Here is a 23,692-nt window from a genome sequence, read left to right as displayed (position 1 = left end):
TTGACGAAAAAAACATTACAAATCATTTACATTTCGTAAAAATTCAATATATTTATAAAAAGTCAGATTTTTTATATTTTATTTTTGAGATGTAGAATAAGTATAAGTTGTTTTAGTAGAAATGAAAATATGTATTGTGAGAAAGTAATAGAGAAGTAAGATTTGTTGAAATATAGCCAAGAAGAAATGAGTAGGTTTACTTATTTCTTCTATATAATAAAGAAGAAATTTACGGATAAAGGAGAGAGCATAATGAATCATACATCATTCCGAGCAATCGTTGTGAACGAAACAGAAAGTAAGCAGTTTGTAAGAAACGTTGTAGAGAGAGAAGTAAGTAGTTTACCTGAGGGAGACGTATTAATACAGGTTCATTATTCTTCATTAAATTATAAAGATGCGCTTTCAGCCACGGGTAATAAAGGGGTTACGAGGAGATATCCTCATACGCCAGGAATTGATGCTGCGGGAGAAGTTGTGAGTAGTGAAGATGCAACCATTAAGGTAGGCGATCAAGTCATCGTAACGGGTTATGATTTAGGTATGAATACTTCTGGTGGTTTCGGAGAATATATTCGCGTGCCAGCATCTTGGATCATCCCTTTACCAGAGGGAATGTCATTAAAGGAAAGTATGATGTATGGGACAGCAGGTTTTACAGCTGCTTTATCAGTATATAAGCTTATTGGAGCAGGCATAACGCCTAGTATGGGAGATGTTTTAGTAACGGGTGCAACAGGCGGCGTAGGGAGTGTAGCTGTTAGTATTTTAAGTAAGCTAGGATTTAGTGTAGTAGGAGCAACAGGGAAAATGGAAGAGGAAGAGATGCTACTACGTCTAGGAGCGAAACAAGTGATTCATCGTACGGAGTTGAATAATGAATCAGGAAGACCAATGTTAAAAGGGATATACGCCGGGGTTATCGATACTGTAGGTGGACATATGCTAGAAACCGCTTTAAAAACGGTAAAGTATGGTGGTTGTGTAACGACGTGCGGTAATGTGGCAGGGCAGGAATTACAAACAACGGTATATCCATTTATTTTGCGAGGCATAAGTCTTTTAGGAATAGATTCTGTGCAATGCCCAGTGGATGTGAGAAGAGATGTGTGGACGCTCTTAGCAAGTGAATGGGAAAATAATGAGTTACTATCTTATACAGAAGAATGTACATTGGAAGAGTTAGATGAAAAGTTTACACTTATATTGCAAGGAAAGTTAAAAGGAAGAACGGTTGTAAATATGAAATGAAAAAAGAGACGCTAACTTAAGCGTCTCTCTTTTCATTATAATGATTGTTTTAAATTGATTTTACCTTGTTCACCTAAAACACCATCAGCAATATTTACAGCGTGATCACCGATACGCTCTAAGTTACTTACCATATCAACGAAGATGATACTTGCATCACCTGAACAGCTACGTTCGTTTAGGCGTAATACGTGACGTTTACGAAGAACACGTTCCATTTGGTCGATTTTGCGTTCTTTTGCAATAACTGTTTGAGCTAATTCAGTATCGAAGTTTGTTAAAGCATTGATTGCATCTTGTAATGTTGAAATTGTTAACTCAAGCATTTCATTTAATTCAGCTAGTGCTTCGTCTGATAGTGAAACACGGTTTGAAATTTGGAAATCTACAAGTTCTACAAGGTTTTCTACATGATCACCAACACGTTCAATATCTCCAACAACACCAGCTAAAACGGAGTGTTTTTCAGAGTCTGAAGGTGAAAGCGGCTTTTCTGATAGTAAAACTAAATACTCGGTAATTTTTTTATCTAAATTGTTAATAGCTCCTTCTAATTGAGTAGCCATGTTTTCGTGCTTTTTGTCTTGTGTATTTAAATATTGATTCGCTTCTTTTAAGCCGTGTAATGAAAATTCAGCCATACGCACAACCTCTTTTTGAGCTTCAGTTAAAGCGATAGCTGGAGATTGCTCAATAAAGATTGGATTTAAATGTTGTGGTTTGAAGTTAATAGATGAATCTTCACCACGAATAATTTTTGTTACGATCCATGCTAATACTGCAATGAATGGGAACTGAATAATTGTATTCGTTACGTTAAATGTTCCGTGTGCAAATGCAATTGTCATTTCTGGATTTAAATTTAATGACGTTTGGAAATATTGAATTAAACTTGTAAATGGTATTAATATAATCGTAAAGATAATGGTACCGATAATATTAAAGATAACGTGAACTAATGCTGCACGTCTTGCGGCAATTGAAGTACCGATTGCTGCTAAGACTGCTGTAATTGTCGTACCGATATTATCACCGAATAATACAGGAAGAGCAGCTTGTAAATCAATAGCACCTTGACCGAATAGTTCTTGTAAAATACCGATTGTTGCGCTTGAGCTTTGTACAATTAAAGTGAACACTGTACCGACAATAATTCCTAAAATTGGATTGTCACTCATGCTAACCATTAACTCTTGGAATGCCTCTAAAGAACGAAGAGGTTTCATACCTGCGCTCATTAATTCTAAACCGAAGAATAACATACCAAAACCGAATACAACTTGACCTACAGAATGTACTTTTTTATTTTTAAAGAAGAATAGTAAAATTGCTCCAACTGCCATAACTGGGAGAGCGTATTCTCCGATTTTAATTCCGATAATAAATGCAGTAACTGTCGTTCCGATGTTCGCACCCATAATAACACCAATCGCTTGTCTTAATGTCATAAATCCGGCACTTACAAGTCCGACTGTTAAAGCGGTTGTTCCTGAACTTGATTGGATTAATACAGTAACTAACATACCTGCTAGTACACCCATAAGTGGGTTTGTTGTAAAGCGATCTAAAATATCGCGAAGACGATCTCCAGCTGCTTGTTGCAGTCCATCGCCCATGTATTTAATACCGAATAAGAAAATACCTAATCCACCAATGAACTGGAAGATCATATCTTGAACATTATATTCCACGCATTCCACTCCTTAAATTTCATGTACGATGTAATTATTAACTGAACCTTGAGGCACTGTAAACGGTTTGTTAGTAAAATTTACACTAACTTTACAAAGAGATAAAAAGTTTACAATTACTTAAAGAAACAGCTGTATTTTATTGGTTTTCATCTTATATAAATCTTAATTTTGTAAAGAAATCACACTTTTTAGAATAGTATTTTTCAGTTAAATATCAAGGAAAGCGTCTGCGAATTCATCGTATATTTTTTGATGAAAGGTAAAAAAATATGTAGGAAAATGCATGTAGTTTTATAACAGCAAAAATACGATAAAAAAAGCTACTGAAATTATCCAGCAGCTTTTTCTCTGTTTTTATCTCCATGCTTTTGCTTTCTTATACTTGTGATGTAAATGAACAGGAATGCAATAAGTAATAGAGAGGAATAGCGATATACAGTTGCGTAGTTTGTAAAATGTGCAATGAATCCAAATATAATTGCGCCAGCGCCAATGCCGAGATCAAATGCTGAGAAGAATGTAGCTGTTGCGACTCCTCGTCGGTGCGGTGCTACTCGGTCGATCATCCATGCTTGTAGTGCAGGTTGAATCGCTCCAAAACCACTTCCGTAGCATGCTGCTGCAATAATTAAACTCGGAATGGTAGTTGTATACGACAATAAAATAATACCTGTAAACGTAATGATAACCCCTGGAATAATAACGAATGCATGACCTTTCGCATCGTATAACTTTCCAGAAAACGGACGAGTGACAGCGATTGCAAGTGCATTAAATAAGAAGAAGAGGCTTATATCAGCAATTCCGACTTCCGTAGCAAATAATGTAATAAAGCTCCCGATTCCTCCGTACATTAATGTAATACATAATATTAATAATGAAGGAAGTAAAGCTTTGCGCTCAATAAATCCATCGAGAAAAGTACCAGATGTTTGCTGTGGTGGTTGCGGCGATTTTTTGATTTGAAGTAGTTTCGTTAATATTAATGAAACAATTGTACATGAAAGTGCACATAAAAAAAGTATCGTGAAGTTATATGTTTGCATGAGCCAAAGTCCGATAAGTGGACCGAGCGCCATTGCAATCGTTCCAGAAAGACCGAAATATCCCATGCCTTCTCCGCGGCGAGCTTGCGGAATTAAATCTGAAACGACAGTTCCATATGTAGTCGTTGTAATACCAAAACCAGCTCCATGTAAAATTCGAACGGCAAGCAATAGGAAGACGGTTGAAGCGAAAAGATAACTGCCCATAGCGAGTAAACAAATAGCAGTACCGATCATTAAAATGATTTTTTTATTGAATTTTTGCAAGGCGTTTCCAGTTAGCGGTCGAACAAAAAGTGCTGCAACGGTAAACATGCCTACAACAAATCCGATATTGGAACTTGTGCCACCAATTTCTTTCACATAAACAGGTAAAGTAGGAATTAACATTTGAAACCCTAAAAACATACATAAGTTTGCAAAAATTAAAGCGACAAACTCTTTCGTCCATAATGATTCTCGTTTTACGAGTATTGCTTCTCCCATATATTCATCCCCTATATAAAATTTTCTCTTTTCTTTCGAGTATATGTATTGGTCAATGTAACAGTCAAGGAAGGTGCCTTGAAAACGTATAACAATTTTCGAGGTGGAAAAACTGACAAATTTGTGTAAAAGCTACACAACTATGAAAAAAAGTTGTAAAGTATAGATGTATAGACTTGTAGTTGTTATGAATGATAGAAATTGTTTTTTCTTTAAAGAAAGCGGATTCAAAAAGTAGTGAATGAGAAGGGGATATATACTTTTTCACTACATATATTTGAAAAGGTTTACAAAACAATGAAGAAAGAGGCGTGTACATATGAGACGATTAGGTATTTCTATTTATCCAGAACATTCAACGGTAGAGAAAGATAAGGAATATTTAACATTAGCAAGTAAATACGGATTTACACGTGTATTCACATGCTTATTGTCTGTAGATGGAGAGAAAGAGAAAATTATAGAAGAGTTTAAAGAAACGATCTCGCATGCAAACGCATTAGGGTTCCAAGTATTAGTTGATATTAGTCCGTCTGTCTTTACACAATTAGGTATTTCATATAATGATTTATCGTTCTTCCATGAGTTAGGAGCGTACGGTATTCGTTTAGATGTCGGATTCTCTGGTTTAGAAGAATCAATTATGACTTACAATCCATACGGCTTAAAAATTGAAATTAATATGAGTAACGGTACGAAATATGTAGATAACATTATGAGCCATAGACCAAATCGTGAAAATTTAATTGGTTGCCATAATTTTTATCCGCATCGTTATTCAGGATTATCATACGATCATTTCATTAAATGCTCGAAACAATTTAAAGATTACGGTATGAGAACGGCTGCTTTTATTTCATCATTTGATGCAACGTACGGACCTTGGCCAGTAACAGAAGGCTTATGTACGTTAGAGCAGCATCGTGAATTACCGATGACAACACAAGCGAAGCATTTATTTGCGACAGAATTAATTGATGATGTTATTATTGCGAATGCATATGCATCAGAAGAAGAATTACAAGCACTAGGTGCATTAAATAAAGAGAAACAAACATTTGATATAGGACTAGATGATACAACAACAGAATTAGAAAAAATTATTGTATTAGAGGAACCGCATTTTTATCGTGGAGATGTATCTGAATATATGATTCGTTCGACACAAAGTCGTGTGAAATATAAGAAAGAAGAGTTCAAACCGCATAATACACGCGAAATTAAACGCGGTGATCTTTTAATTGATAATGAACAGTATGGTCAATATAAAGGTGAATTACAAATTGCGTTAAAAGATATGGTGAACACAGGAAAAACAAATGTAGTTGGCCGAATTGTAGAAGAAGAAATTTTCTTATTAGATTATTTACAAGCATGGGATAAATTCGGATTTACATTAAAGAAATAGATAAAATGAAAAAGGAAAAAACTACTGACCTCAGCAGCTTTTTCCTTTTTATATATAAATTGTGAGAGGAAGAGCTATGACAAAAGTGCATCAGCGATTAATTTCTATTTTAGAGGAGTTTTTAGAAGAGAAGTCGATGTTAAATCGAGCGTTTTTAGCGAGCCGTTTACATGTATCAACGAAGACGATTCAAAAAGATATAAAATTATTAAATGATATATTGGAAGAAAACGGGGCGAAAATTGAATCGCAAAGAGGGACTGGATACGAACTAGAAATTATACAAACGAAGAAGTTTGAAGAGTTTTGCGTGGGCCTATTTCAAAAACAGACGGAAAAGATCCCAACTTCTTATGAAGAAAGGATAGCGTACATTCTGCAACGTATTGTAACGACAGAGGGGTATGTGAAGCTTTCACAGTTAGCAGAAGAGATTTATGTGAGTAAATCGACTGTGAATTTAATTATGAAAGATGTGACAGATATATGTGGTCGCTATCAATTACAAATCGAAAAGAGACCGTATTATGGTATACGTATTGTGGGAGAGGAGTTTCATATTCGTTCTTGTTTATCACAATATGGTTTACCGCGTTATGATCATACTCCGTTTCATGAGCAATTTGAACAGAGGGATACATATTTATCGTTACCTCATATCCCACTTATCCGTTCGGTTATATTAAAGTATATCGAGGGAGGAACGATATATTTATCAGATATTGAAATTGATAATTTAGTCATTCATATTGCAATTGCATTAAGGCGTTGTGAAGATCAACATTATATGAAAGGACTAAATGCGGAGCAATCAGAACTTATCATAAAGAAAGAATATACAATTGCGAAACAGATTGTAGGGGATTTAGAGAAAGAGTTGCATCTTTTATTTCCAGAAGAAGAAGTTTTATATGTGACGATGCATTTATTAAGTACTGCTGTTACAGCGAGAGATCGTTATGAAAATGTGGAAGAGCTATTAGGGAAAGATCTATATGCATTTATGCAACATATTCTTTTTAAAGTAGCGGAAGAACGGAATCTTATTTTTTATTATGATGAAGAATTATTATTTGGTTTTGGTGTTCATTTAAAAACGTTATTAAACCGTTTGAAGTATAAGTTAAATACGAGAAATCCTCTATTGGCAGAAGTGAAAAAGAATTATCCGTATGCTTTTGAAATTGCGGTTCTCGTAGGAGATATAATTGGTGAATATACGGGAGAATCGATTCCGGAAAGTGAAATTGGTTATATTGCGATTCACTTCGGCGGAGCGATGAGTCGTTTACAGGAACAGAATCAAAAGAAAAGATGTTTACTAGTTTGTGCGACTGGTCAAGGAAGCGCTCAGCTATTGAAATATAAAATTTTATCACAGTTCCGAGATAAATTAGAGATTGTAGGGATTACAGGTTATTATCAATTGAAAGTGGAAGACCTTTATAAAGATAAAATAGATTGTATTATTAGTACGATTCATATACCGAGTGGTTTGCCTGTGCCTGTTATAAAAGTGAACTCAATATTTGATGATAAAGAGCTTAAGTCAATCGGCCAGCAGTTGTTTACGCATGTGAATACTAGCGTGCAGCAGTATATAAAGGAAGATTTAATCTTTTTAAATCATAGCGCTTCTACGAAGGAAGAGGTTATTCAGTTTTTATGTGAGAAAGCTGCTGAGAAAAACTATGTACCAGAAAACTTTTATGATTCTGTTATGGAAAGAGAAAATACATCTCCGACAGCGGTTGGGGATTTAGTTGCGATTCCTCATCCGATGCAGTTATTAAGTGAGAAAACATTTTTGATGTTTTGTACACTTGATAAGTCCGTTGACTGGGGAGATAAAAAAGTACAAGTTATTATTTTATTTAGTGTAAAACGTAATAATAATGAAGATTTACAACGGCTGTATGATTTTTTATATGATATTATGTCTAGTCAAAGTGCGATAGAGAAATTAACGCATGTTGAAGGAATTGAAGATTTCCAAGAGGTATTACTATCTATATAAGAAAAGTATGTAAAAACTTCCGTTACACAACGGAAGTTTTTTACGTTTAATTGTATGCGTTTTCATAATAAGATAACAATATAGAAAAAAGATAGCTTGGGGGAATTTAAAATGACTGATATGCAAACTCCATTTGCGTTAATTTTACATGGTGGCAATGCGAGAAGCGCGGCGCTTGAAGCAATTGCTTTTGCAAGACAAGGAGATTTTGAGAATGCGAGTGAAAAGATGACACTTGCTAGTGAAGAAATTTCAGCAGCTCATCGTATTCAAACAGACTTAATTCAAGAGGAAGCAAGAGGAAATCATGCAGAAATCAGTTTACTGTTGGTGCATGCACAAGATCATTTAATGAATGCAATTACAGTGAAAGAACTTGCTGAAGAATTTATCACTCTTCATAAACGAGTAGAAGAGAAAGTGACAGTATAAGATGTACATTTTATTATGTTGTGCAGCAGGCATGTCAACGAGTATGGTTGTAAGAAAAATGCAAGAAGAGGCAAAGAAACAAGGGAAGGATTATAAAATTAAAGCAGTTGATTCAGAACTTGTGAAACTGGAAATAAAAAGTGCTGATGTTGTTTTAATCGGACCACAAGTGAAGTATTTGTTTCCAGCGGTACAGTTTCTTGCGAAGTCATACGATATACCGGTTGCAATAATAGAACAAAGAGATTATGGGATGTGTGACGGTTTAAAAGTACTGAAACAAGCAGAACAATTAGTTTTAGCATAATTATATTTTTTTAAATATAAACATTATAATGTTATAACTTTTTGTCCTTACGTAGTAAAGAGAAAGAGGAGGGGTATTGATGAATGGTTTTATGAGTTTTATGGAACAAAAGATTATGCCAACAACGCAAAAGATTGCAGGACAACGACATTTATTAGCAATTCGAAACGGAGTTATTTCTACATTGCCGTTAACGATTGTCGGATCATTTTTCGTTATCTTTTTAAATTTACCAATTGATGCGTATATGGAGTGGATTGCACCATTTCGCCATATTTTAGATATTCCATTCCGATTTACAGTAGGTTTAATGGCGTTATACGCAGCATTTGGGGTAGGAGCTTCACTCGCAAACTTCTATCAGCTCAATCAGTTAAGTGCAGGGTTGTTATCTGTACTCGCCTTTTTACTAGCATCAGTTGAACCAATTCAAATTACGAAAGCTGTACCAGGTGTTATTGATGCAGGAAGATACATTTCAGTAGGAACTTTAAGTGCAACATCTTTATTCGGAGCAATTGTTACAGCTTTAATTGCAGTAGAAATTTATCACTTTATGATTAAGCATAATATCTCGATTAAATTACCAGACAGTGTACCACCAGCAGTTGCAAACTCGTTTGCAGCATTAATTCCAACTTTAGTTGTTATTCTTTTATTCTGGGGTATTCGTTACGGTTTAAAATTTGATGTGAATACAACAATCACATATTTAATCGCACCACTAAAATCAGTATTAGTAGGAAATAATTTATTCGGTGGTTTATTAACAGTATTCTTAATCGTGTTCTTCTGGTCATTCGGTATACATGGTCCAGCGATTTTAGGACCAATCATTCGTCCAATGTGGGATTCAGCAATTCTTGAAAATATGGAAGTATTCACAGCTACAGGAAATGCACATCAATTGCCAAACTTATTTACAGAGCAATTTATTCAATGGTTCGTATGGATCGGTGGCTCAGGTTCAACATTAGCTTTAGTAATTATGTTTATGTTCTCTAAATCTAAGTTCCTAAAAGAATTAGGTAGATTATCATTCGTGCCAGGTTTATTCAATATTAACGAACCGATTATTTTCGGGGCACCAATTGTAATGAATCCAATTTTAATTATTCCATTCGTTATAACACCGTTAGTGACAACGACAGTATCATATTTCGCAGTTGTTTCAGGCATGATTCCGCTCATGATGGCGAAACTGCCATTTACGATGTTAGCACCAATTGCAGCGATTATTAGTACGGACTGGACAATTATGGCTGGTGTACTTGTACTTATTAACTTTGTTATCTCATTCGTTATTTACTATCCATTCTTCAAAATGTATGAGAAACAACAAGTAGCAGGAGAGGAGAAAACAGAATGCTCGGAGCAATTATCATCTTAATTACATTCGTAGCGGGGCAGTGTATTGCTCATTATTCAAAATGGGTACAAAGTAAATCGTTATTAGTTTTACTACTTGTATCAATTGTATTTATCGGTAGTTCAATGGGTGCCTATGTAATGCTAAGCTTACAATCACCGTACGTAATTATTGTACCAACGATTTTATGTGCAACATGTTTATCTGCAAAATATAGATTTACGAGCATGGCATTAATACAACATGTGAAGGAGATGCAAAAGCATGGAGCGTAAATTAGGAATTTCACTTTATCCAGAGCATTCAACGAAAGAACAAGATATGGCATACATTTCGGCAGCAGCACGCTACGGTTTTTCAAGAATATTCACATGTCTATTATCTGTGAATCGTCCGAAAGAAGAAATTGTAGCTGAATTTAAAGAAATTATTAATCATGCAAAAGATAACAATATGGAAGTTATTTTAGATGTAGCTCCGGCAGTATTTGATCAACTTGGTATTAGCTATAGCGATCTGTCATTCTTTGCAGAGTTAGGTGCAGACGGTATTCGTTTAGATCTAGGATTTGATGGATTAACAGAAGCGAAAATGACGAATAATCCGTACGGCTTAAAAATTGAGCTAAACGTAAGTAACGATATTGCATACTTAGAAAATATTCTTTCGCACCAGGCGAATAAACCAGCTTTAATTGGTTGTCATAATTTCTATCCGCAAAAATTTACTGGTCTTCCGTATGATTATTTCATTCGCTGTAGTGAACGCTTTAAAAAGCATGGTATTCGTACGGCAGCCTTTATTACGTCACATGTAGCCGACATCGGTCCATGGGATATTAATGACGGATTATGTACGTTAGAACAACATCGAAATTTACCGATTGAAGTACAAGCGAAACATTTATGGGCAACAGGGCTTATTGATGATGTTATTATCGGAAATGCTTATGCGAGTGAAGAAGAGTTAGAGAAACTAGGAAACTTAAATCGTTACATGTTACAGCTAAAGGTACACTTTGTAGAAGAAGCGACTGAAGTAGAGAAGAAAGCGACACTGCAAGAATTACACGTAAGACGCGGCGACATAACAGAATATATGGTACGTTCTACAGAAGTACGTAAAAAGTACAAAGACTATGACTTCCCAGTGCGCGAAAGTGTACGACAGGAAAGAGGGCAAGTTGTAATTGGGAACAACTCATTTGGTAAGTATAAAGGTGAACTGCAAATCATTCTAAAAGAAATGCCGATAGATGAACGGAAAAATATTGTCGGTACAATTGCGGAAGAAGAGTTATTCTTACTAGATTATGTAGGAGCTTGGACGCAGTTTACTTGTGTGGAATAGGGGAGGAGAGGATGCTATGGCATCCTCTTTGTTCTGTTGAAATAGTAATCTATCGTATATAGAATGCAAAGAGATAGATTTAATTTGGACGGGAGAGAAGGAGATTGTCATCGCTCTTCGTTTTTTACATAAGTTTGTTAATCATGAAGAAGTTTTAAAGGCGTTTGATAAAGTATATAACAAACGAGGGAACTTATTTATGTCAGAGCGAAAGTGGATTCGGGATCATATTAGTTACTTTCAAGAGAAAGTTAGAATGTGAGAATCAAAAAAAGAGTCAGCCTCAATGAGACTGACTCTTTTTATACGAACTAGTTTAATACTTTAACTGTAACTGTTTTACGTCCCCAGTTACTTGATGTACCTTTATCAGGCATTAAAACGTCGATTTTATTTCCTTTAATAGCTCCACCAGTATCACCAGCGATTGCTACTCCGTAACCTTCAACCCATACTTTTGAACCTAATGGAATTACACTTGGGTCAACTGCAATAAGTTTCATGTTTGGATTAGCTGTTAAGTTATGACCTAAAGCTGATTTTACTTGGTCGCCTGCTTTATAACCATTTTCAAGTGGGTCTGCTGTGTAAGCTGTTGCTACAACACGTAGTTCACGAGAAGATGATGGTGCACTTGTTTCAGTTTCTTTTGCAACAGGTTGTTGTGTAGCTGGTTTTTGAGCTTTAGCCGTTTCACGAGCTTTAGCTGCCTCTTGAGCTTTAGCCGCTTCACGAGCTTCAGCTGCTTCTTGAGCTTTAGCCGCTTCACGAGCTTCAGCTGCTTCTTGAGCTTTAGCTGCTTCACGAGCTTTAGCTGCCTCTTGAGCTTTAGCCGCTGCTTGAGCTTCAGCTGCTGCCTCGGCTTTAGCCGCTTCACGAGCTTTAGCTGCTTCCCCGGCCTTAGCTTCTGCTTGAGCTTCAGCTGCTGCCTGAGCTTTAGCTTCTGCTTGAGCTTTAGCTGCTTCACGAGCTTTAGTTGCCTCTTGAGCCTTAGCTTCTGCTTGAGCTTCAGCTGCTTCACGAGCTTTAGTTGCCTCTTGAGCCTTAGCTTTTGCTTGCGTTTCAGCTACTTCACGAGCTTTAGTTGCTTCCACAGCTTTAGCTGTATCTTGAACTTTAGTTGTTTTTTCCACTTTAACTGCTGGTTGAACTTTAACTGGAGCTTTACCTGTTAAGTAAGGAACATGAACATAAGCTGTTTTTCCGTTATATTCAAATTGAATCCAGTCATTTTGCACTTGGTGTGTTGTTTCGATTACGTCATCCTGTTTCAACTTACCAATAATTTCTGAGTCTGTGTTTGCACCAGCACGTACGTTTAATACGTTTGCTGTTACGTAGTAAGTGTCTTTTGTATAGTCAGCGCTAATGAAAGCTTCTTTACCGCTATTCAATTTCACTTTTGACCATCCGTTTTCTGTATGTAAAACGTTAACTTTATATCCATCTAATAACTTTCCGACAACTTGTGATTCAGTAGTTGGGTTTTCTCGTACGTTTAGTACGTCAGTTGTTACAATCGTTTCTGCTTTAGCAGATGTTGTGAAAATCCCAAGACCAAAAACCGCTGCTGTTGCTATACCCATAAATTTTTTCATAATAGCCTCCATTGCATTTGTTTTCGTTGACCTCATTATAGCAACCATTATTTTCTTATTTGCGGAAAACACAAAACTACAAAGCATTCGTAACGGGTCATTAATATTCTGTAATAATTCCAGTAATATCCTAAAAGCGCTTTCTTATAGTTGTTAGGGGAGGTTAGAGCATGTGATACATAAAAATGAGAGTATTTCAATTTCTAATAGGTTAATAATGTTTCTGTAGTGTTACGTAATTGTTTCTTAATTGTTACAAAAACGACGTTTTTTGCTGTTGGAACAGGAGATTAGTTATGTAAAAATAACTATTTTAGTTGTGGAGAAATATAAATGAGGTGAAAATCAATGAAATATCGCTATAATTGTTACAAAATAAGTCGAGGTATGGAAAAAATTACGCCTTGATTTTAGTCTTTCACATATTATTTTTGCAATAATAGGATTCTATAATAGCTTTAGTACGCTAAAATAATTAAAGGTGTTGATAATGTGAAACATATATAATAGAAGAAACACGATTTAATAGATAAATAAAAAACGTAGGAGTTTACACTCCTACGTTTTTTATTTACTCATATCGTAAACATTCAATTGGATCAAGTTTTGCAGCTTTGTTCGCTGGTAGTAAACCGAATGCAATACCGATTAGCATTGAGATACCTACTGAAAGAAGTCCAAGTTCTTTTGAGATAACGAGTGGCCATCCGGCAAAGATTGAGACGATCCAAGCGAAGAAGATACCGAGCATGAATCCGATGAAACCACCGAGTCCTGTTAAAATACAAGATTCAATTAAGAATTGTGTTAATACTTTGCCGCGCGTTGCACCAAGTGCTTTACGAATACCGATCTCACGTGTACGTTCTGTTACAGATACAAGCATAATGTTCATTACACCGATACCACCAACAAGTAAAGAAATAGCAGCGATACCACCGAATACCATTTTCATCATACCGATGGACTCGTCTAATTGCTTCGTAAATTCACCTAAATCTTGTGCTTCGAATTTATGCTCAAATTTAGGAGCTTTCATTTCGTTTAAAACAGAAGCAGCTTGTTTTTCTACACTTTTACGTTCTGCTGGCGAAGTTAATATTAATCTTACAGAGTCATACTCAGTTACTCCTGAGATTACAGGAGCGTTTTCAAGTGATGTATAACCTTCTGACATAGCCATTCCGAAATCATTTTTTGCTTCATACACACCGACTACTTTATATGGCTTTCCTTTTATATCAGTATATAAATTTGATTCCCAACCATTAAACAATTTGTTGAAAGCTTCTTCATTTAAAATAACAGCAGGAATTGCTTGCTTTAATTCACTATCATTTAATTCACGACCGTGAACTAATTTTATTTTCGCATCTGTCATGAAGGCGCCTGTTCCACCTTTTAAATCAAGAGAGACATCTTTTGAACCAGAAGATGCTTTTACTTTCATACTTACATCTGGATACACATCTTTAACACCAGGAACAGTTTGAAGACGTTTTAACATATCAGCTGTAATTTTGGCACTATCAGTTCCGTAATCAGGGTTGTTGTAGTAAATCGTTACTTCAGTATCTTTTCCTTGGCCTAACTCTTTTTTAAACTTTGCGTTTGTACCATCACCCATTGAGATGATAGTAATAATGGCACTAATACCGATAATAATACCTAACATCGTTAATATAGAACGCATTTTATGGGCAAAGATAGAGGAAAGGGCCATGCGTATATTTTCACTCGTGTTCAAAATTAACCTCTCCAATCTTGGACGATATTTCCGTCACGAATTACAATTTGACGTGCTGCAGCTTCCCCGATTTCACGATCATGGGTAATCATAATGATTGTTGAGCCTTGTTTGTTTAATTCGTAAAAGAGGTCCATAATTTGTGTACTCGTTTTCGTATCAAGTGCACCTGTCGGTTCATCGGCTAAAATGAACTTTGGATTATTTACGATTGCACGTGCGACTGCGACACGCTGTTTTTGTCCACCTGATAATTCGTTCGGTAGGTGAGTAGCACGATCAGCTAAGCCTACTTTTGTTAAAGCGGCTAATGAGCGCTCACGTCTTTCTTTTTTATCAACTCCAGCGTAAATAAGAGGTAATTCTACATTTTGAAGTGCTGTAAGTCTCGGTAATAACATGAAGTTTTGGAATATGAACCCAATCTCTTTATTACGAACGCGTGCAAGTTCTGTCTCAGACATGTTTGAAATATTTTGACCAGCTAGTTCATACGCACCTGTCGTTGGTTTATCTAAGCAACCGATAATGTTCATTAATGTTGATTTACCAGAACCAGATGGTCCCATAATAGAAGTGAATTCTCCCTGGTTCAGTGTTACGTCAATGCCGTGTAATATTTGAACGGATTCTGCGCCATTTTGGAAAGATTTCGTGATGCCTTTTAAGTTAATCATTCAACGACAACCTCCATACCATCTTTTAAGTCTTTTTCAGGTTTAGAGATAATTTGCTCTCCTTTTTTCACTCCAGAAACTTTTGCTTCGCTATCAGTCTCGAATTCAACAGTAACTGCTTGTTCTTTCGCTTTACCGTCTTTTACAACGAAGACAACATTTTTGTCACCTTTTTTCACGATGCTGCCTTTCGGAACAATTGTACCAGTTGCTTCGCCAGATTTACTTGTTACGTAAACGTGGAAGCCGTTTTGTAATTCTTCACTATTGTCTAATGTGACAGTGAATTGATAGTTAGAAACTGTTTTATTTTCGTCCATGCTCTTTAATGGTGTAGAACCGATTTCTGTTACTTTTCCTGTCCAAGTCTTACCAGCAACCGTTTTTGATGAAACAGTTACTTCTTGCCCAACTTTCATACTAGCAAGCTCATATTCAGAAAGTTGACCTTTTACTTTAAATGGACCAGCGTGACGAAGTGTAATGCCGCTCATACCTGTTTTTTCATCAGCAATTTTTACGATGTCATCAATTACGCCATCAGTAGGGCTCGTTACAGAAAGTGTGTTTACTTTCTCTTTTGCTGCTTTAATCATTTCATCAGATTTTTCAACTTCAAACTTTTTCATTTCAATTTGTGATTCTAATTGTTGTACTTCGATTTCTGATGCTTTTAATGCTTCAGCAGGAAGGCCTGCATTTTTATCTTTTTGTAATTTTTGTTTCGCTGCATCAATTTGTTTTTGGAACAATGTTACTTCTTTTTGTGCGATTTTCTTTTGCATTTCTGCTTCTGTTACACCTTGTTTCGCAGTAGGGTCATTATATTTAAAAAGGAGTTGACCTTTTTTTACTTCATCACCTTTTTTTACAGCTAATTCATACGTACCTTTTGTTGGATCGAATGAAATTGTTTCGATGCCGTTTGGAATGACTTCACCGCCAAATTTTTGCGCGTTTTCAATTTGTTTTTCTGTTACTTTATATCCGCTATATGCCATTGCTACTTCTGAACCACCGCCACCAGCAAATGCAAAATATGATCCAGCTGCAATTCCGATTGCTACTACACTAGTAATTAACACTTTATTTTTCTTCTTCATCTATTTATCACCTTTTCGTTCGTTTTAGTATCTACATTAAGTATAGAAGAGGTGAAGAATCTGACAAATCGTTTTAGCTTACAATAACCTTACAGTTTTGTAAGGTATGAATATGTAAATGTAAGGTAGAGCTTGTCCAAGTGTGAGCAAATGAATTGACTCGTCGCTTTTTTCTTACAATAATATTGTATGAAGGAGAGGAGGAGGCAAGATGGAAGCTTATTTTAGTGCGCATCCATTAAAACCATTTATTCCATACTCAAGGCAACACGTCCTTATATTATTTATTATGTTAGTGGGGATATTTTTTCTGTATCAATACCAAGATGTATTACGGCAAAGTGAGTGGAATATAACGGTTCGATATGCGATTGCATTTTTATTTATTGGAAGTGAAATTGGACTTCATATGTGGGAATGGAAAGCAGGGATTTTTGAACTAGCCACTTCATTACCATTTGAGCTATGTACGATTAGTTTATTGTTAGCGTCGATTATGATTGTAACGAAAAGTTACCGCATATATGAGATTGTATTTTTTACAGGAATTATCGGTGCATCACAAGCTATTTTAACGCCGAACGTGCAATATGCTTTTCCGCATTTTCGCTTTATAGAATTCTTCGTTGCACATGTATTGCTCATTTGGGCGCCACTCTTTATGACGTGGGTAGAAGGATATAGACCGACCTTGCAATCAATTAAGCGTACGATGATATTTTTAAACATAGTAATTCCAATCGTTTCTTTTGTGAACTACAAAACAGGTGGCAATTATATGTTTTTAGCTCGTAAGCCAGAAACTGCTTCATTACTTGATATGTTAGGGCCGCACCCTTACTATATTATTTCATTAGAAATAGCTGCGCTTATTGGATGTTTTATTTTGTATATGCCGTTTGCGAAAAGAGAAGGGCATGCGCATAAAGAATCACTAGGATCATAACCTAGTGATTTTTTTGTGTGAATATTTACAATTCGGAAAATTAAGAATAAAATTAAGTGGTAAATTATATAGAGAGAGAAGGGAAAACGTGGTCAAAAAAGTTTTTCTGAATGGGATGGAAGTGACGGTTCAATTTATTATTTCGATTTTGGGTATTATTTGTTTAGGGGCACTGCCAAAATTATTTTATGGATTTGAGCTGCATGTATCAAGGTACATACAGAGTTTAAAAGAAGTGTTTGTGAACTTAATGGATATCTCTAATTTTCAATATGTGAGAGGTAAATTTTTATTTCCGCAGTTGTTCGTCCATTATAAAGAAACGATTGTTATTTTTTTAGCTGCTTTTTTTATTTCATTATTTGTAGCATTTTGTATTGTTTATGTGATTATGAGTAGTTCACCGCGTATACAACATCGCATTAAATCATTTCTCATCTTCTTAGAATCTATTCCAGACATTCTACTTATTTTAGTATCACAAATTTTAGTTGTATGGTTTTTTAAACAAACAGGTTTTTTGCCCTTTCAAATTGCATCAATTGGAGGCGAATCAATTAGAGGATTACCAATATTTTGTTTGAGTATACCGACTACGATTTTGTTTGTAAAAATGTTAGTGCTTCGTTTTGAAAATGAGCTAGAAAAAGATTATGTACTTTTTGCTAAGGCGAAAGGGCTGGATCGTTTTCATATTTTAAATCGTCATATTTTACGAAATGTGTTGCTTAGTACAATTTTCTTTGCAAAAACGAATATCTTTTTTATGTTATCTAATTTATATATTATAGAATGGATTTTTAATACGGGTGGTATTTTTATGTTTTTGAAATCGTATGAGGGTATTAGGATTGAGGTTTTCATCGTTAGTGTGCTGCTTATTTATATTCCGATTTTTATTTTGTTTAAATTGTTTCATTATCTCATTCCAGCTGCGATGAAGGAGAGACTATAATATGTGGACGTATATAAAACGCGATAAAAGATTTTGGATAAGCATTGGGTTTCTTCTCATATTAGTTCTTTTGAGCATCGGAAATACGATATGGAATGATGGATATATTAGACAAGTTACGTTGCAATATGATGCGGATGAAAATCCAGAAGTTCCACCGTTTTCACCTTCATTCCAATTTTTACTTGGGACAGATCGGAAAGGATACGACCTGTTACATGTAGTCATTGAAGGTGCGAAGTGGACAATTGGTATATCTATTTTAATTGCGGCACTTAGAATGGTAATAGGTGTGTTTTTCGGTGTCGTACTCGGAACATATGTAAAAAGAGGTTTTTCAAAAATCGAGGCTTTTTTTGATAGTTTTACAGTTATTCCGACAGTTATGATTGCATATTTTTTTCTTCAATCTGCAAATGCATTTGGGAGTGGAGAGGAAACAACAACCTTTTTTGAAAGAGCTTCGTTTCAAGTTTTATTACTTGTAATGCTTGTGATGCCAGTTATTGCACTGTATGTTGCGAAGGAAGTCCGTAAGCTGAGAACCGAAGAATTTATTGAAGCTGCGTGCATATTAGGTGGATCGAGAAGGCACATTGTTATAAAGCATATTTTTCCGCATCTTTATATGACGTTTATACTTGTATTTTTCCAGCAGTTTACGCAGACTCTTACTATTTTACTGCACTTAGGATTACTGGAAATATTCTTTGGTGGAACAGTTCAGTTTTTAGGACCGATAGAAGAAATAGAATCTTACACGCATGAATGGTCAGGTTTAATTGGAGTCTATTTTAGATCATTAACAGTGAATCCATGGATTCCGCTCGTTCCCATTACATTTTTTGGACTTACTATTTTTTCAGGAAATATGATTGTAAAAAGTATAGAAGAGGCGATGATGAAAGTAAGGTTAGGAGGAGAGATAAAGAAGGACGCTATAGAAGAAGAACAATCTGCTGTGCAGTCAAAAGAAGAGTTATTTACTTTTAAACATACGATGTGAAAAGAAGCAAGCATGGAGTTCATGCTCGCCTCTTTTTATTTTGTAGAAACTTCACCTTCAGCTTCTGTTTGCGGAATAAAGTATCCGATTATACCACCGATAATTGCAGGAATAATCCAGCCGATTCCTAAGTTATAAAAAGGAATGGTGTGTACGATATTAGCGATAAAACTTGGTATCAATTCCACATTATCAAGAGCATGAATACAGCTAATAATGAATGCTGCGAGCATTGATCCGATGTAGACAGAAGGTTTACGTTTCGTATATTTATCAATAAATGATACGAAAATTAAAATGATTGTAATTGGATACAAAATGATTAATACAGGTAATGTAATTTTTATTAATAAGCTTAATCCTAAGTTTGAAATCACGAAGCTAAAGATACAAACGTATAGTACGAGTTTCTTATATGAAACATTTGTTAATACTGTTGCGAAATAGTTGGCGAATGCACTTACAACGCCAATTGCTGTCGTTAAACAAGCGAAGATAATGGCGATACTTAATAAAACATTACCGCTTGTCCCAAAGAATTGATACATAACAGTAGCTAATAGTTGACCACCGTTTTCAAATTGTCCTAAGTTGCCGTTTGAAGCGCCGATATAACCGAGTAAGAAATAAACAATTGTTAAGAATAGAGCTGCAATGCTTCCGCAAATAATTGTATATTTCGCAATTGATTTCTTCTCTTGTATACCGTTTTGGCGAATTGCATTTACAACAATTGTTGATAATACAAGTGCTCCAATTGCATCTAACGTTAAAAATCCTTCAAGAAATCCTTTAAAAAATGGAATTTCTTTATAGTCACCAACAGGTTCTGTAAACGTTCCTGGTGAAAGAATCGCTTTTGTTGCCATAATTGCAATAATTCCAAGTAAAATTGGCGTTAATATTTTTCCAATATGATCTACTAATTTTGATGGATTTAATGATAAGAAGTAAACGACTATAAAGAAAATCGCACTAAAGATTAACATAGAGTACCATTGGTCCGGGAAAAGTGGTGCAATCCCAATTTCGTAAGATACAGATCCAGTTCGTGGAATAACAAATAGTGGGCCGATTGAAAGATAAATAATGATAGCGAATATTGCTGCGAATTTTGGATGAACACGGCTTGCTAAAGTGTTGAAACTACCACCGGCAAGGGCAACAGCGACGATAGCTAGTAAAGATAAACCGACGTCTGTAATAATAAATCCTGTAATGGAAATCCACATATTTTCTCCAGAAGAAAGACCGAGAAGGGGCGGGAAAATCATATTACCAGCACCGAAGAAAACTGCGAATAGTAATAAACTAATCGAAAGTATTTGCGCTGGTTTTAAAGTTGTACGCATATAAAGAAAATCCTCCTAATGAGTGTTTTTGTCGAAAATTCAAATAATTTGTCGAGTAACTGTTACTATTTTAAAGGTCTGATGACTAGAAAGCAATAGGGAATTTTGAAAATATTAAAAAATAATGCATTAAATCGAATAAATATACTATTTATATCTTTAATAGGAAGGATTTAACTTTTAACATAAAAAAACACATATCGCTAGGATACGTGTTTTAAAAAAATATTTTTTTATCACGTTCTTCTTTTAAAATTTCAACTGCTTCTCGGAAACGTTGTGAATGGACAATTTCTCGTTCACGTAAGAAGCGTAAGCTGTCATTTATGTCAGGATCGTCAGATAAATCAATGAGCCATTGATAAGTTGCTCTTGCCTTTTCTTCAGCAGCAATATCTTCATATAAATCTGCAATAGGGTCTCCTTTTGCTTGAATATAAGTAGCAGTAAAAGGAACGCCACCAGCATTATGATAAAACAAAGCACTATCATGATTAGCGTACTGTGCGTCTAATCCTGCAGCTTTCATTTGCTCTGGTGTTGCATCTTTTGTTAATTTATAAATCATTGTCGCAATCATCTCTAAATGTGCGAATTCTTCTGTGCCAATGTCGGTTAGTAAGCCGACAACTTTGTCAGGAATTGTATAACGCTGATTTAAGTAGCGAAGAGCAGCAGCCAGTTCGCCGTCCGCACCGCCATACTGTTCAACTAATAATTTGGCGAGTGCTGGATTACAAGTACTCACTTTAACTGGATATTGTAATTTCTTTTCATAAATCCACATAGTTTCTCTCCTTTATATTTGCCATGGCCACGGTCCTTTGCTCCATTCCCATGGAGCGTTAGAATAACTATTTCCAAACTGCTGAAGTGGCCCGTATTTTTCTTCAATTTTTTGTTGTAATACTCTTCGTTTATAGGAGAAATCGTTGAATTGATTTATAGCTGCAGTATCGTTTGGGTGCGTATCTAAATAGAGGGTAAGTTCAACTAATACAAAGTCTAGTTCTTGTAGTTCTTCAATCCATTTGTAATATTCATCAGGCAATGTCTGTGTCATGTTTTTATTCACCGTCCTTTTTTGTAAGGATTTTCATAAAAATCATAAAAAGCAGGCCACAGAGTTCCTTTTCGTAAAGCTTCTTTTGGTGGGAATTGGGGTAGGTTAGGTGGTTGAAAGCCCATAAATAGGTGTGGGGGAGTTGAGTAATATTTTTTTCCAATTGGAGGGCAAGGGTCGTTTGGGCTATGGAAAGGTATGTAGGATTTCATAAATTCATCCATGTTACACGCCTCCTTTATAAATGAAATATTCATCACTAAGTATTGTATTCGTACATAATTGCAAATTATGACTCATATAGAAAACTAAAAGAGGCAGGGGGAGTGCGGATGGAAAGTGTTACAACATGTATTGTATTAGAATCTAAAAACTTAAAGGAAACATTATATTTTTATGAAGGAATTCTAGGGTTTAAACCGAGCAAGGAGAGGCCACAAATACGTGTAACAGGTGTGTGGTATGATATCGGTTCAACGAGAATTTGTTTTGTTGTAAATAGGGGACTGGGAGAACATAGAGAGACCGTTATATCATCAGTGAAAGAACTATTGTTAAAAACTACAAATATCGAGCGGTTAAAGAAAAAGTTAGTGTTTTATCAAATATCATTTGTAGAAGAGCACCATGGCGAAGAAGTTAGAATAATATTTCATGATCCAGATGGTTATACACTCCAATTCCTTTTCATAGAGAACAGGGAAGAGAGCCTTTTACAATGTAATAATCTGGATGTCGAATGAAAAAAATATTGACAAGCTTAGGCAAATATTTTAATGTGATTGTATAAAACTGTGTATATAAAGGGGAGTAACTTATTACAGTAAAGTCGTCATTACAGGGAGAAACCCTCGGCTTTATTGGCAACGTTTCGTTGTTAGTGAGACCTTTACCAGCAATGGTAAAGGCCCCTTATTGTCTTTTTTTAGGACCCTTACCATATTTGGTAGGGTCCTTTTTGTATACAAAGAGAGGAGAAATAAAAATGAAAAAACTTATTAGTAGATTAAGAGTTGTATTTCATGTTCGTCGTTTCGTTCCATTTCTATTTGACTTTTTTACTTCAAAAGAGGTTTCAATAAAGAAGAAAATTTTATCTGTTGCTTTTTTAGTTGGGTATGTTGCGATGCCGCTTGATTTAATTCCAGACTTCCTGCCGTTTATCGGTATTTTAGATGATATCGGAATTGTGTTATTCATTTTGAATCGAATTGTAAAAATGGCGCCAGTACAATTGCAAGAAAAGCATAACGTAAACGTAGGATAGGAGTTGAAAATATGGAGCAAATTATTTTAGATATAATCGAGTTTTTAAAGCAGTTTTCTTATTTTGGAGTTGTGTTAGCATTAACGTTTGAATTTATTCCAGCAGAAGTAGTTTTACCCATGGTTGGGTATTGGGTGTACGAGGGAGATATGAATTTTTGGCTAGCTGTATTAGCTGGAACACTTGGCGGAACGACAGGACCGTTAACATTATACGCACTCGGTTATTACGGTGGTCGTCCTCTATTAATAAAATACGGAAAATACTTCTTTATTAAAGAAGAACAAATTCAAAAAGCAGATGATTTCTTTGAGAAATATGGGCCAGTTGTAGCATTTGTTGGACGCTTTGTACCGGGAGTTCGAACGCTTATTTCTGTTCCGTGTGGTATGGCGAAAATGAACATATGGAAATTTAGTATATATACATTCGTAGCAATGTTCCCGTTAACGACTTTATATGTCTATTTTGGAATGAAATTAGGTCCGCATTGGGAAAAGGCAGCGGATGTTGTTGGACAATATATGTTACCGATATTACTAGTCATAGTTATTATTGTAGGCGGTATATTAATCTATAAATTTATGAAAAAAAGAAACAGAACGGAATCTATCTAGT

The 23,692-nt window shown here is 35.4% G+C and carries 24 protein-coding genes and 1 pseudogene; 15 read left to right on the top strand and 10 right to left on the bottom strand.

Features of this window, described 5'->3' with window-relative positions; all coding sequences use genetic code 11:
- The first annotated feature begins 252 nt into the window (after window positions 1-252).
- Window positions 253-1,251: a YhdH/YhfP family quinone oxidoreductase gene (locus tag ILS93_RS16320; RefSeq protein ID WP_222660878.1), complete on the top strand. Its 999-nt coding sequence runs from the start codon at window positions 253-255 to the stop codon at window positions 1,249-1,251.
- Between the two features lie 35 nt (window positions 1,252-1,286).
- On the opposite strand, the gene ILS93_RS16315 is transcribed toward ILS93_RS16320, so the two are convergent.
- The gene (locus ILS93_RS16315) at window positions 1,287-2,942 is read right to left on the bottom strand and encodes a Na/Pi cotransporter family protein (RefSeq protein ID WP_064473889.1); all 1,656 of its coding nucleotides are present in this window, start codon (window positions 2,940-2,942) and stop codon (window positions 1,287-1,289) included.
- 332 nt (window positions 2,943-3,274) lie between these two features.
- Entirely contained in the window at window positions 3,275-4,477 is a 1,203-nt protein-coding gene (locus ILS93_RS16310; RefSeq protein ID WP_048562484.1) for an MFS transporter, read from the bottom strand.
- Window positions 4,478-4,796: 319 nt separating this feature from the next.
- On the opposite strand from ILS93_RS16310, the gene ILS93_RS16305 reads away from it, so the two are divergent.
- The 8 genes and pseudogenes from ILS93_RS16305 to ILS93_RS16270 form a co-directional block, all read left to right on the top strand.
- A complete protein-coding gene (locus ILS93_RS16305; protein ID WP_064473887.1) occupies window positions 4,797-5,885 on the top strand; it encodes a DUF871 domain-containing protein in 1,089 nt (362 codons plus the stop codon).
- A 76-nt stretch (window positions 5,886-5,961) separates the two neighbouring features.
- Window positions 5,962-7,902 carry a BglG family transcription antiterminator gene (locus ILS93_RS16300; protein ID WP_222660875.1) on the top strand — a complete coding sequence of 647 codons (1,941 nt, stop codon included), beginning with the start codon at window positions 5,962-5,964 and terminating at the stop codon, window positions 7,900-7,902.
- Between the two features lie 111 nt (window positions 7,903-8,013).
- The gene (locus tag ILS93_RS16295; RefSeq protein ID WP_000131328.1) at window positions 8,014-8,334 is read left to right on the top strand and encodes a PTS lactose/cellobiose transporter subunit IIA; all 321 of its coding nucleotides are present in this window, start codon (window positions 8,014-8,016) and stop codon (window positions 8,332-8,334) included.
- A 1-nt stretch (window position 8,335) separates the two neighbouring features.
- Window positions 8,336-8,641, top strand: coding sequence for a PTS sugar transporter subunit IIB (locus tag ILS93_RS16290; RefSeq protein ID WP_064473885.1), 306 nt, complete (start codon window positions 8,336-8,338; stop codon window positions 8,639-8,641).
- Between the two features lie 79 nt (window positions 8,642-8,720).
- Window positions 8,721-10,031 (top strand): PTS sugar transporter subunit IIC, encoded by a 1,311-nt coding sequence (locus ILS93_RS16285; RefSeq protein WP_001013047.1) that lies wholly within the window; start codon window positions 8,721-8,723, stop codon window positions 10,029-10,031.
- Window positions 10,007-10,285, top strand: a complete 279-nt coding sequence (locus ILS93_RS16280; protein ID WP_088047963.1) for a hypothetical protein — start codon at window positions 10,007-10,009, stop codon at window positions 10,283-10,285. Before ILS93_RS16285 ends, ILS93_RS16280 begins: the two co-directional genes overlap by 25 nt.
- Window positions 10,275-11,360 carry a DUF871 domain-containing protein gene (locus ILS93_RS16275; protein ID WP_088047962.1) on the top strand — a complete coding sequence of 362 codons (1,086 nt, stop codon included), beginning with the start codon at window positions 10,275-10,277 and terminating at the stop codon, window positions 11,358-11,360. The genes ILS93_RS16280 and ILS93_RS16275 overlap by 11 nt, the downstream gene beginning before the upstream one ends.
- Window positions 11,361-11,448: 88 nt before the next feature.
- Window positions 11,449-11,622: pseudogene (locus tag ILS93_RS16270) on the top strand (HEAT repeat domain-containing protein); the annotation flags it as partial.
- Window positions 11,623-11,671: 49 nt separating this feature from the next.
- Here the strand turns inward: ILS93_RS16270 and entC are convergent.
- From entC to ILS93_RS16250, 4 genes are all read right to left on the bottom strand, one after another.
- Window positions 11,672-13,081, bottom strand: coding sequence for a cell wall-binding protein EntC (gene entC, locus ILS93_RS16265; RefSeq protein WP_098098304.1), 1,410 nt, complete (start codon window positions 13,079-13,081; stop codon window positions 11,672-11,674).
- A gap of 448 nt (window positions 13,082-13,529) precedes the next feature.
- Window positions 13,530-14,681: an ABC transporter permease gene (locus ILS93_RS16260; RefSeq protein WP_406655986.1), complete on the bottom strand. Its 1,152-nt coding sequence runs from the start codon at window positions 14,679-14,681 to the stop codon at window positions 13,530-13,532.
- Window positions 14,682-14,707: 26 nt separating this feature from the next.
- Window positions 14,708-15,382: an ABC transporter ATP-binding protein gene (locus tag ILS93_RS16255; protein ID WP_064473881.1), complete on the bottom strand. Its 675-nt coding sequence runs from the start codon at window positions 15,380-15,382 to the stop codon at window positions 14,708-14,710.
- Window positions 15,379-16,485, bottom strand: coding sequence for an efflux RND transporter periplasmic adaptor subunit (locus ILS93_RS16250; protein WP_064473880.1), 1,107 nt, complete (start codon window positions 16,483-16,485; stop codon window positions 15,379-15,381). Before ILS93_RS16250 ends, ILS93_RS16255 begins: the two co-directional genes overlap by 4 nt.
- Before the next feature lie 211 nt (window positions 16,486-16,696).
- Between ILS93_RS16250 and ILS93_RS16245 the strand changes: the two genes are divergently transcribed.
- The 3 genes from ILS93_RS16245 (at window position 16,697) to ILS93_RS16235 (ending at window position 19,392) form a co-directional block, all read left to right on the top strand.
- Window positions 16,697-17,431: a YwaF family protein gene (locus tag ILS93_RS16245; protein WP_064473879.1), complete on the top strand. Its 735-nt coding sequence runs from the start codon at window positions 16,697-16,699 to the stop codon at window positions 17,429-17,431.
- A gap of 88 nt (window positions 17,432-17,519) precedes the next feature.
- The gene (locus ILS93_RS16240) at window positions 17,520-18,386 is read left to right on the top strand and encodes an ABC transporter permease subunit (RefSeq protein ID WP_064473878.1); all 867 of its coding nucleotides are present in this window, start codon (window positions 17,520-17,522) and stop codon (window positions 18,384-18,386) included.
- 1 nt (window position 18,387) lies between these two features.
- Window positions 18,388-19,392, top strand: a complete 1,005-nt coding sequence (locus ILS93_RS16235) for an ABC transporter permease (protein ID WP_222660873.1) — start codon at window positions 18,388-18,390, stop codon at window positions 19,390-19,392.
- Window positions 19,393-19,427: 35 nt separating this feature from the next.
- On the opposite strand, the gene brnQ2 is transcribed toward ILS93_RS16235, so the two are convergent.
- The 4 genes from brnQ2 to ILS93_RS16215 all read right to left on the bottom strand — a co-directional run bounded on the left by brnQ2 (window position 19,428) and on the right by ILS93_RS16215 (window position 22,031).
- Complete coding sequence (gene brnQ2, locus ILS93_RS16230) at window positions 19,428-20,744, bottom strand: branched-chain amino acid transport system II carrier protein BrnQ2 (RefSeq protein WP_064473876.1); 1,317 nt, start codon at window positions 20,742-20,744, stop codon at window positions 19,428-19,430.
- 217 nt (window positions 20,745-20,961) lie between these two features.
- On the bottom strand, window positions 20,962-21,531 hold the full coding sequence (gene cotJC / locus ILS93_RS16225) for a spore coat protein CotJC (protein WP_000265283.1): 570 nt from the start codon (window positions 21,529-21,531) through the stop codon (window positions 20,962-20,964).
- 12 nt (window positions 21,532-21,543) lie between these two features.
- Window positions 21,544-21,807: a spore coat protein CotJB gene (locus ILS93_RS16220; RefSeq protein WP_000194954.1), complete on the bottom strand. Its 264-nt coding sequence runs from the start codon at window positions 21,805-21,807 to the stop codon at window positions 21,544-21,546.
- Between the two features lie 8 nt (window positions 21,808-21,815).
- A complete protein-coding gene (locus ILS93_RS16215; protein WP_064473875.1) occupies window positions 21,816-22,031 on the bottom strand; it encodes a spore coat associated protein CotJA in 216 nt (71 codons plus the stop codon).
- Between the two features lie 108 nt (window positions 22,032-22,139).
- Between ILS93_RS16215 and ILS93_RS16210 the strand changes: the two genes are divergently transcribed.
- The 3 genes from ILS93_RS16210 to ILS93_RS16200 all read left to right on the top strand — a co-directional run bounded on the left by ILS93_RS16210 (window position 22,140) and on the right by ILS93_RS16200 (window position 23,691).
- Complete coding sequence (locus tag ILS93_RS16210; protein WP_064473874.1) at window positions 22,140-22,550, top strand: VOC family protein; 411 nt, start codon at window positions 22,140-22,142, stop codon at window positions 22,548-22,550.
- 242 nt (window positions 22,551-22,792) lie between these two features.
- Window positions 22,793-23,074 carry a YkvA family protein gene (locus ILS93_RS16205; protein ID WP_000733852.1) on the top strand — a complete coding sequence of 94 codons (282 nt, stop codon included), beginning with the start codon at window positions 22,793-22,795 and terminating at the stop codon, window positions 23,072-23,074.
- Window positions 23,075-23,085: 11 nt separating this feature from the next.
- Window positions 23,086-23,691 carry a DedA family protein gene (locus ILS93_RS16200; RefSeq protein WP_064473873.1) on the top strand — a complete coding sequence of 202 codons (606 nt, stop codon included), beginning with the start codon at window positions 23,086-23,088 and terminating at the stop codon, window positions 23,689-23,691.
- Window position 23,692: the final 1 nt, after the last annotated feature.

This window comes from Bacillus sp. 16GRE42 (assembly GCF_019837435.1).
In the GTDB taxonomy this organism is placed as follows: Bacteria; Bacillota; Bacilli; order Bacillales; family Bacillaceae_G; genus Bacillus_A; species Bacillus_A wiedmannii.
This window is presented reverse-complemented; position numbering and strand designations above follow the sequence as displayed.

What these genes read in the sequence shown, in the direction of transcription:
- ILS93_RS16300 (WP_222660875.1), top strand. Translation starts at nt 5,962, where the DNA reads ATGACAAAAGTGCATCAGCGATTAATTTCTATTTTAGAGGAGTTTTTA.
- ILS93_RS16215 (WP_064473875.1), bottom strand. Translation starts at nt 22,031, where the DNA reads ATGGATGAATTTATGAAATCCTACATACCTTTCCATAGCCCAAACGAC.
- ILS93_RS16200 (WP_064473873.1), top strand. Translation starts at nt 23,086, where the DNA reads ATGGAGCAAATTATTTTAGATATAATCGAGTTTTTAAAGCAGTTTTCT.
- ILS93_RS16255 (WP_064473881.1), bottom strand. Translation starts at nt 15,382, where the DNA reads ATGATTAACTTAAAAGGCATCACGAAATCTTTCCAAAATGGCGCAGAA.
- ILS93_RS16250 (WP_064473880.1), bottom strand. Translation starts at nt 16,485, where the DNA reads ATGAAGAAGAAAAATAAAGTGTTAATTACTAGTGTAGTAGCAATCGGA.
- ILS93_RS16235 (WP_222660873.1), top strand. Translation starts at nt 18,388, where the DNA reads ATGTGGACGTATATAAAACGCGATAAAAGATTTTGGATAAGCATTGGG.
- ILS93_RS16305 (WP_064473887.1), top strand. Translation starts at nt 4,797, where the DNA reads ATGAGACGATTAGGTATTTCTATTTATCCAGAACATTCAACGGTAGAG.
- ILS93_RS16245 (WP_064473879.1), top strand. Translation starts at nt 16,697, where the DNA reads ATGGAAGCTTATTTTAGTGCGCATCCATTAAAACCATTTATTCCATAC.
- ILS93_RS16310 (WP_048562484.1), bottom strand. Translation starts at nt 4,477, where the DNA reads ATGGGAGAAGCAATACTCGTAAAACGAGAATCATTATGGACGAAAGAG.
- ILS93_RS16295 (WP_000131328.1), top strand. Translation starts at nt 8,014, where the DNA reads ATGACTGATATGCAAACTCCATTTGCGTTAATTTTACATGGTGGCAAT.
- ILS93_RS16210 (WP_064473874.1), top strand. Translation starts at nt 22,140, where the DNA reads ATGGAAAGTGTTACAACATGTATTGTATTAGAATCTAAAAACTTAAAG.
- ILS93_RS16285 (WP_001013047.1), top strand. Translation starts at nt 8,721, where the DNA reads ATGAATGGTTTTATGAGTTTTATGGAACAAAAGATTATGCCAACAACG.
- ILS93_RS16320 (WP_222660878.1), top strand. Translation starts at nt 253, where the DNA reads ATGAATCATACATCATTCCGAGCAATCGTTGTGAACGAAACAGAAAGT.
- ILS93_RS16280 (WP_088047963.1), top strand. Translation starts at nt 10,007, where the DNA reads ATGCTCGGAGCAATTATCATCTTAATTACATTCGTAGCGGGGCAGTGT.
- cotJC (WP_000265283.1), bottom strand. Translation starts at nt 21,531, where the DNA reads ATGTGGATTTATGAAAAGAAATTACAATATCCAGTTAAAGTGAGTACT.
- ILS93_RS16275 (WP_088047962.1), top strand. Translation starts at nt 10,275, where the DNA reads ATGGAGCGTAAATTAGGAATTTCACTTTATCCAGAGCATTCAACGAAA.
- ILS93_RS16260 (WP_406655986.1), bottom strand. Translation starts at nt 14,681, where the DNA reads ATGGCCCTTTCCTCTATCTTTGCCCATAAAATGCGTTCTATATTAACG.
- ILS93_RS16290 (WP_064473885.1), top strand. Translation starts at nt 8,336, where the DNA reads ATGTACATTTTATTATGTTGTGCAGCAGGCATGTCAACGAGTATGGTT.
- brnQ2 (WP_064473876.1), bottom strand. Translation starts at nt 20,744, where the DNA reads ATGCGTACAACTTTAAAACCAGCGCAAATACTTTCGATTAGTTTATTA.
- ILS93_RS16205 (WP_000733852.1), top strand. Translation starts at nt 22,793, where the DNA reads ATGAAAAAACTTATTAGTAGATTAAGAGTTGTATTTCATGTTCGTCGT.
- ILS93_RS16220 (WP_000194954.1), bottom strand. Translation starts at nt 21,807, where the DNA reads ATGACACAGACATTGCCTGATGAATATTACAAATGGATTGAAGAACTA.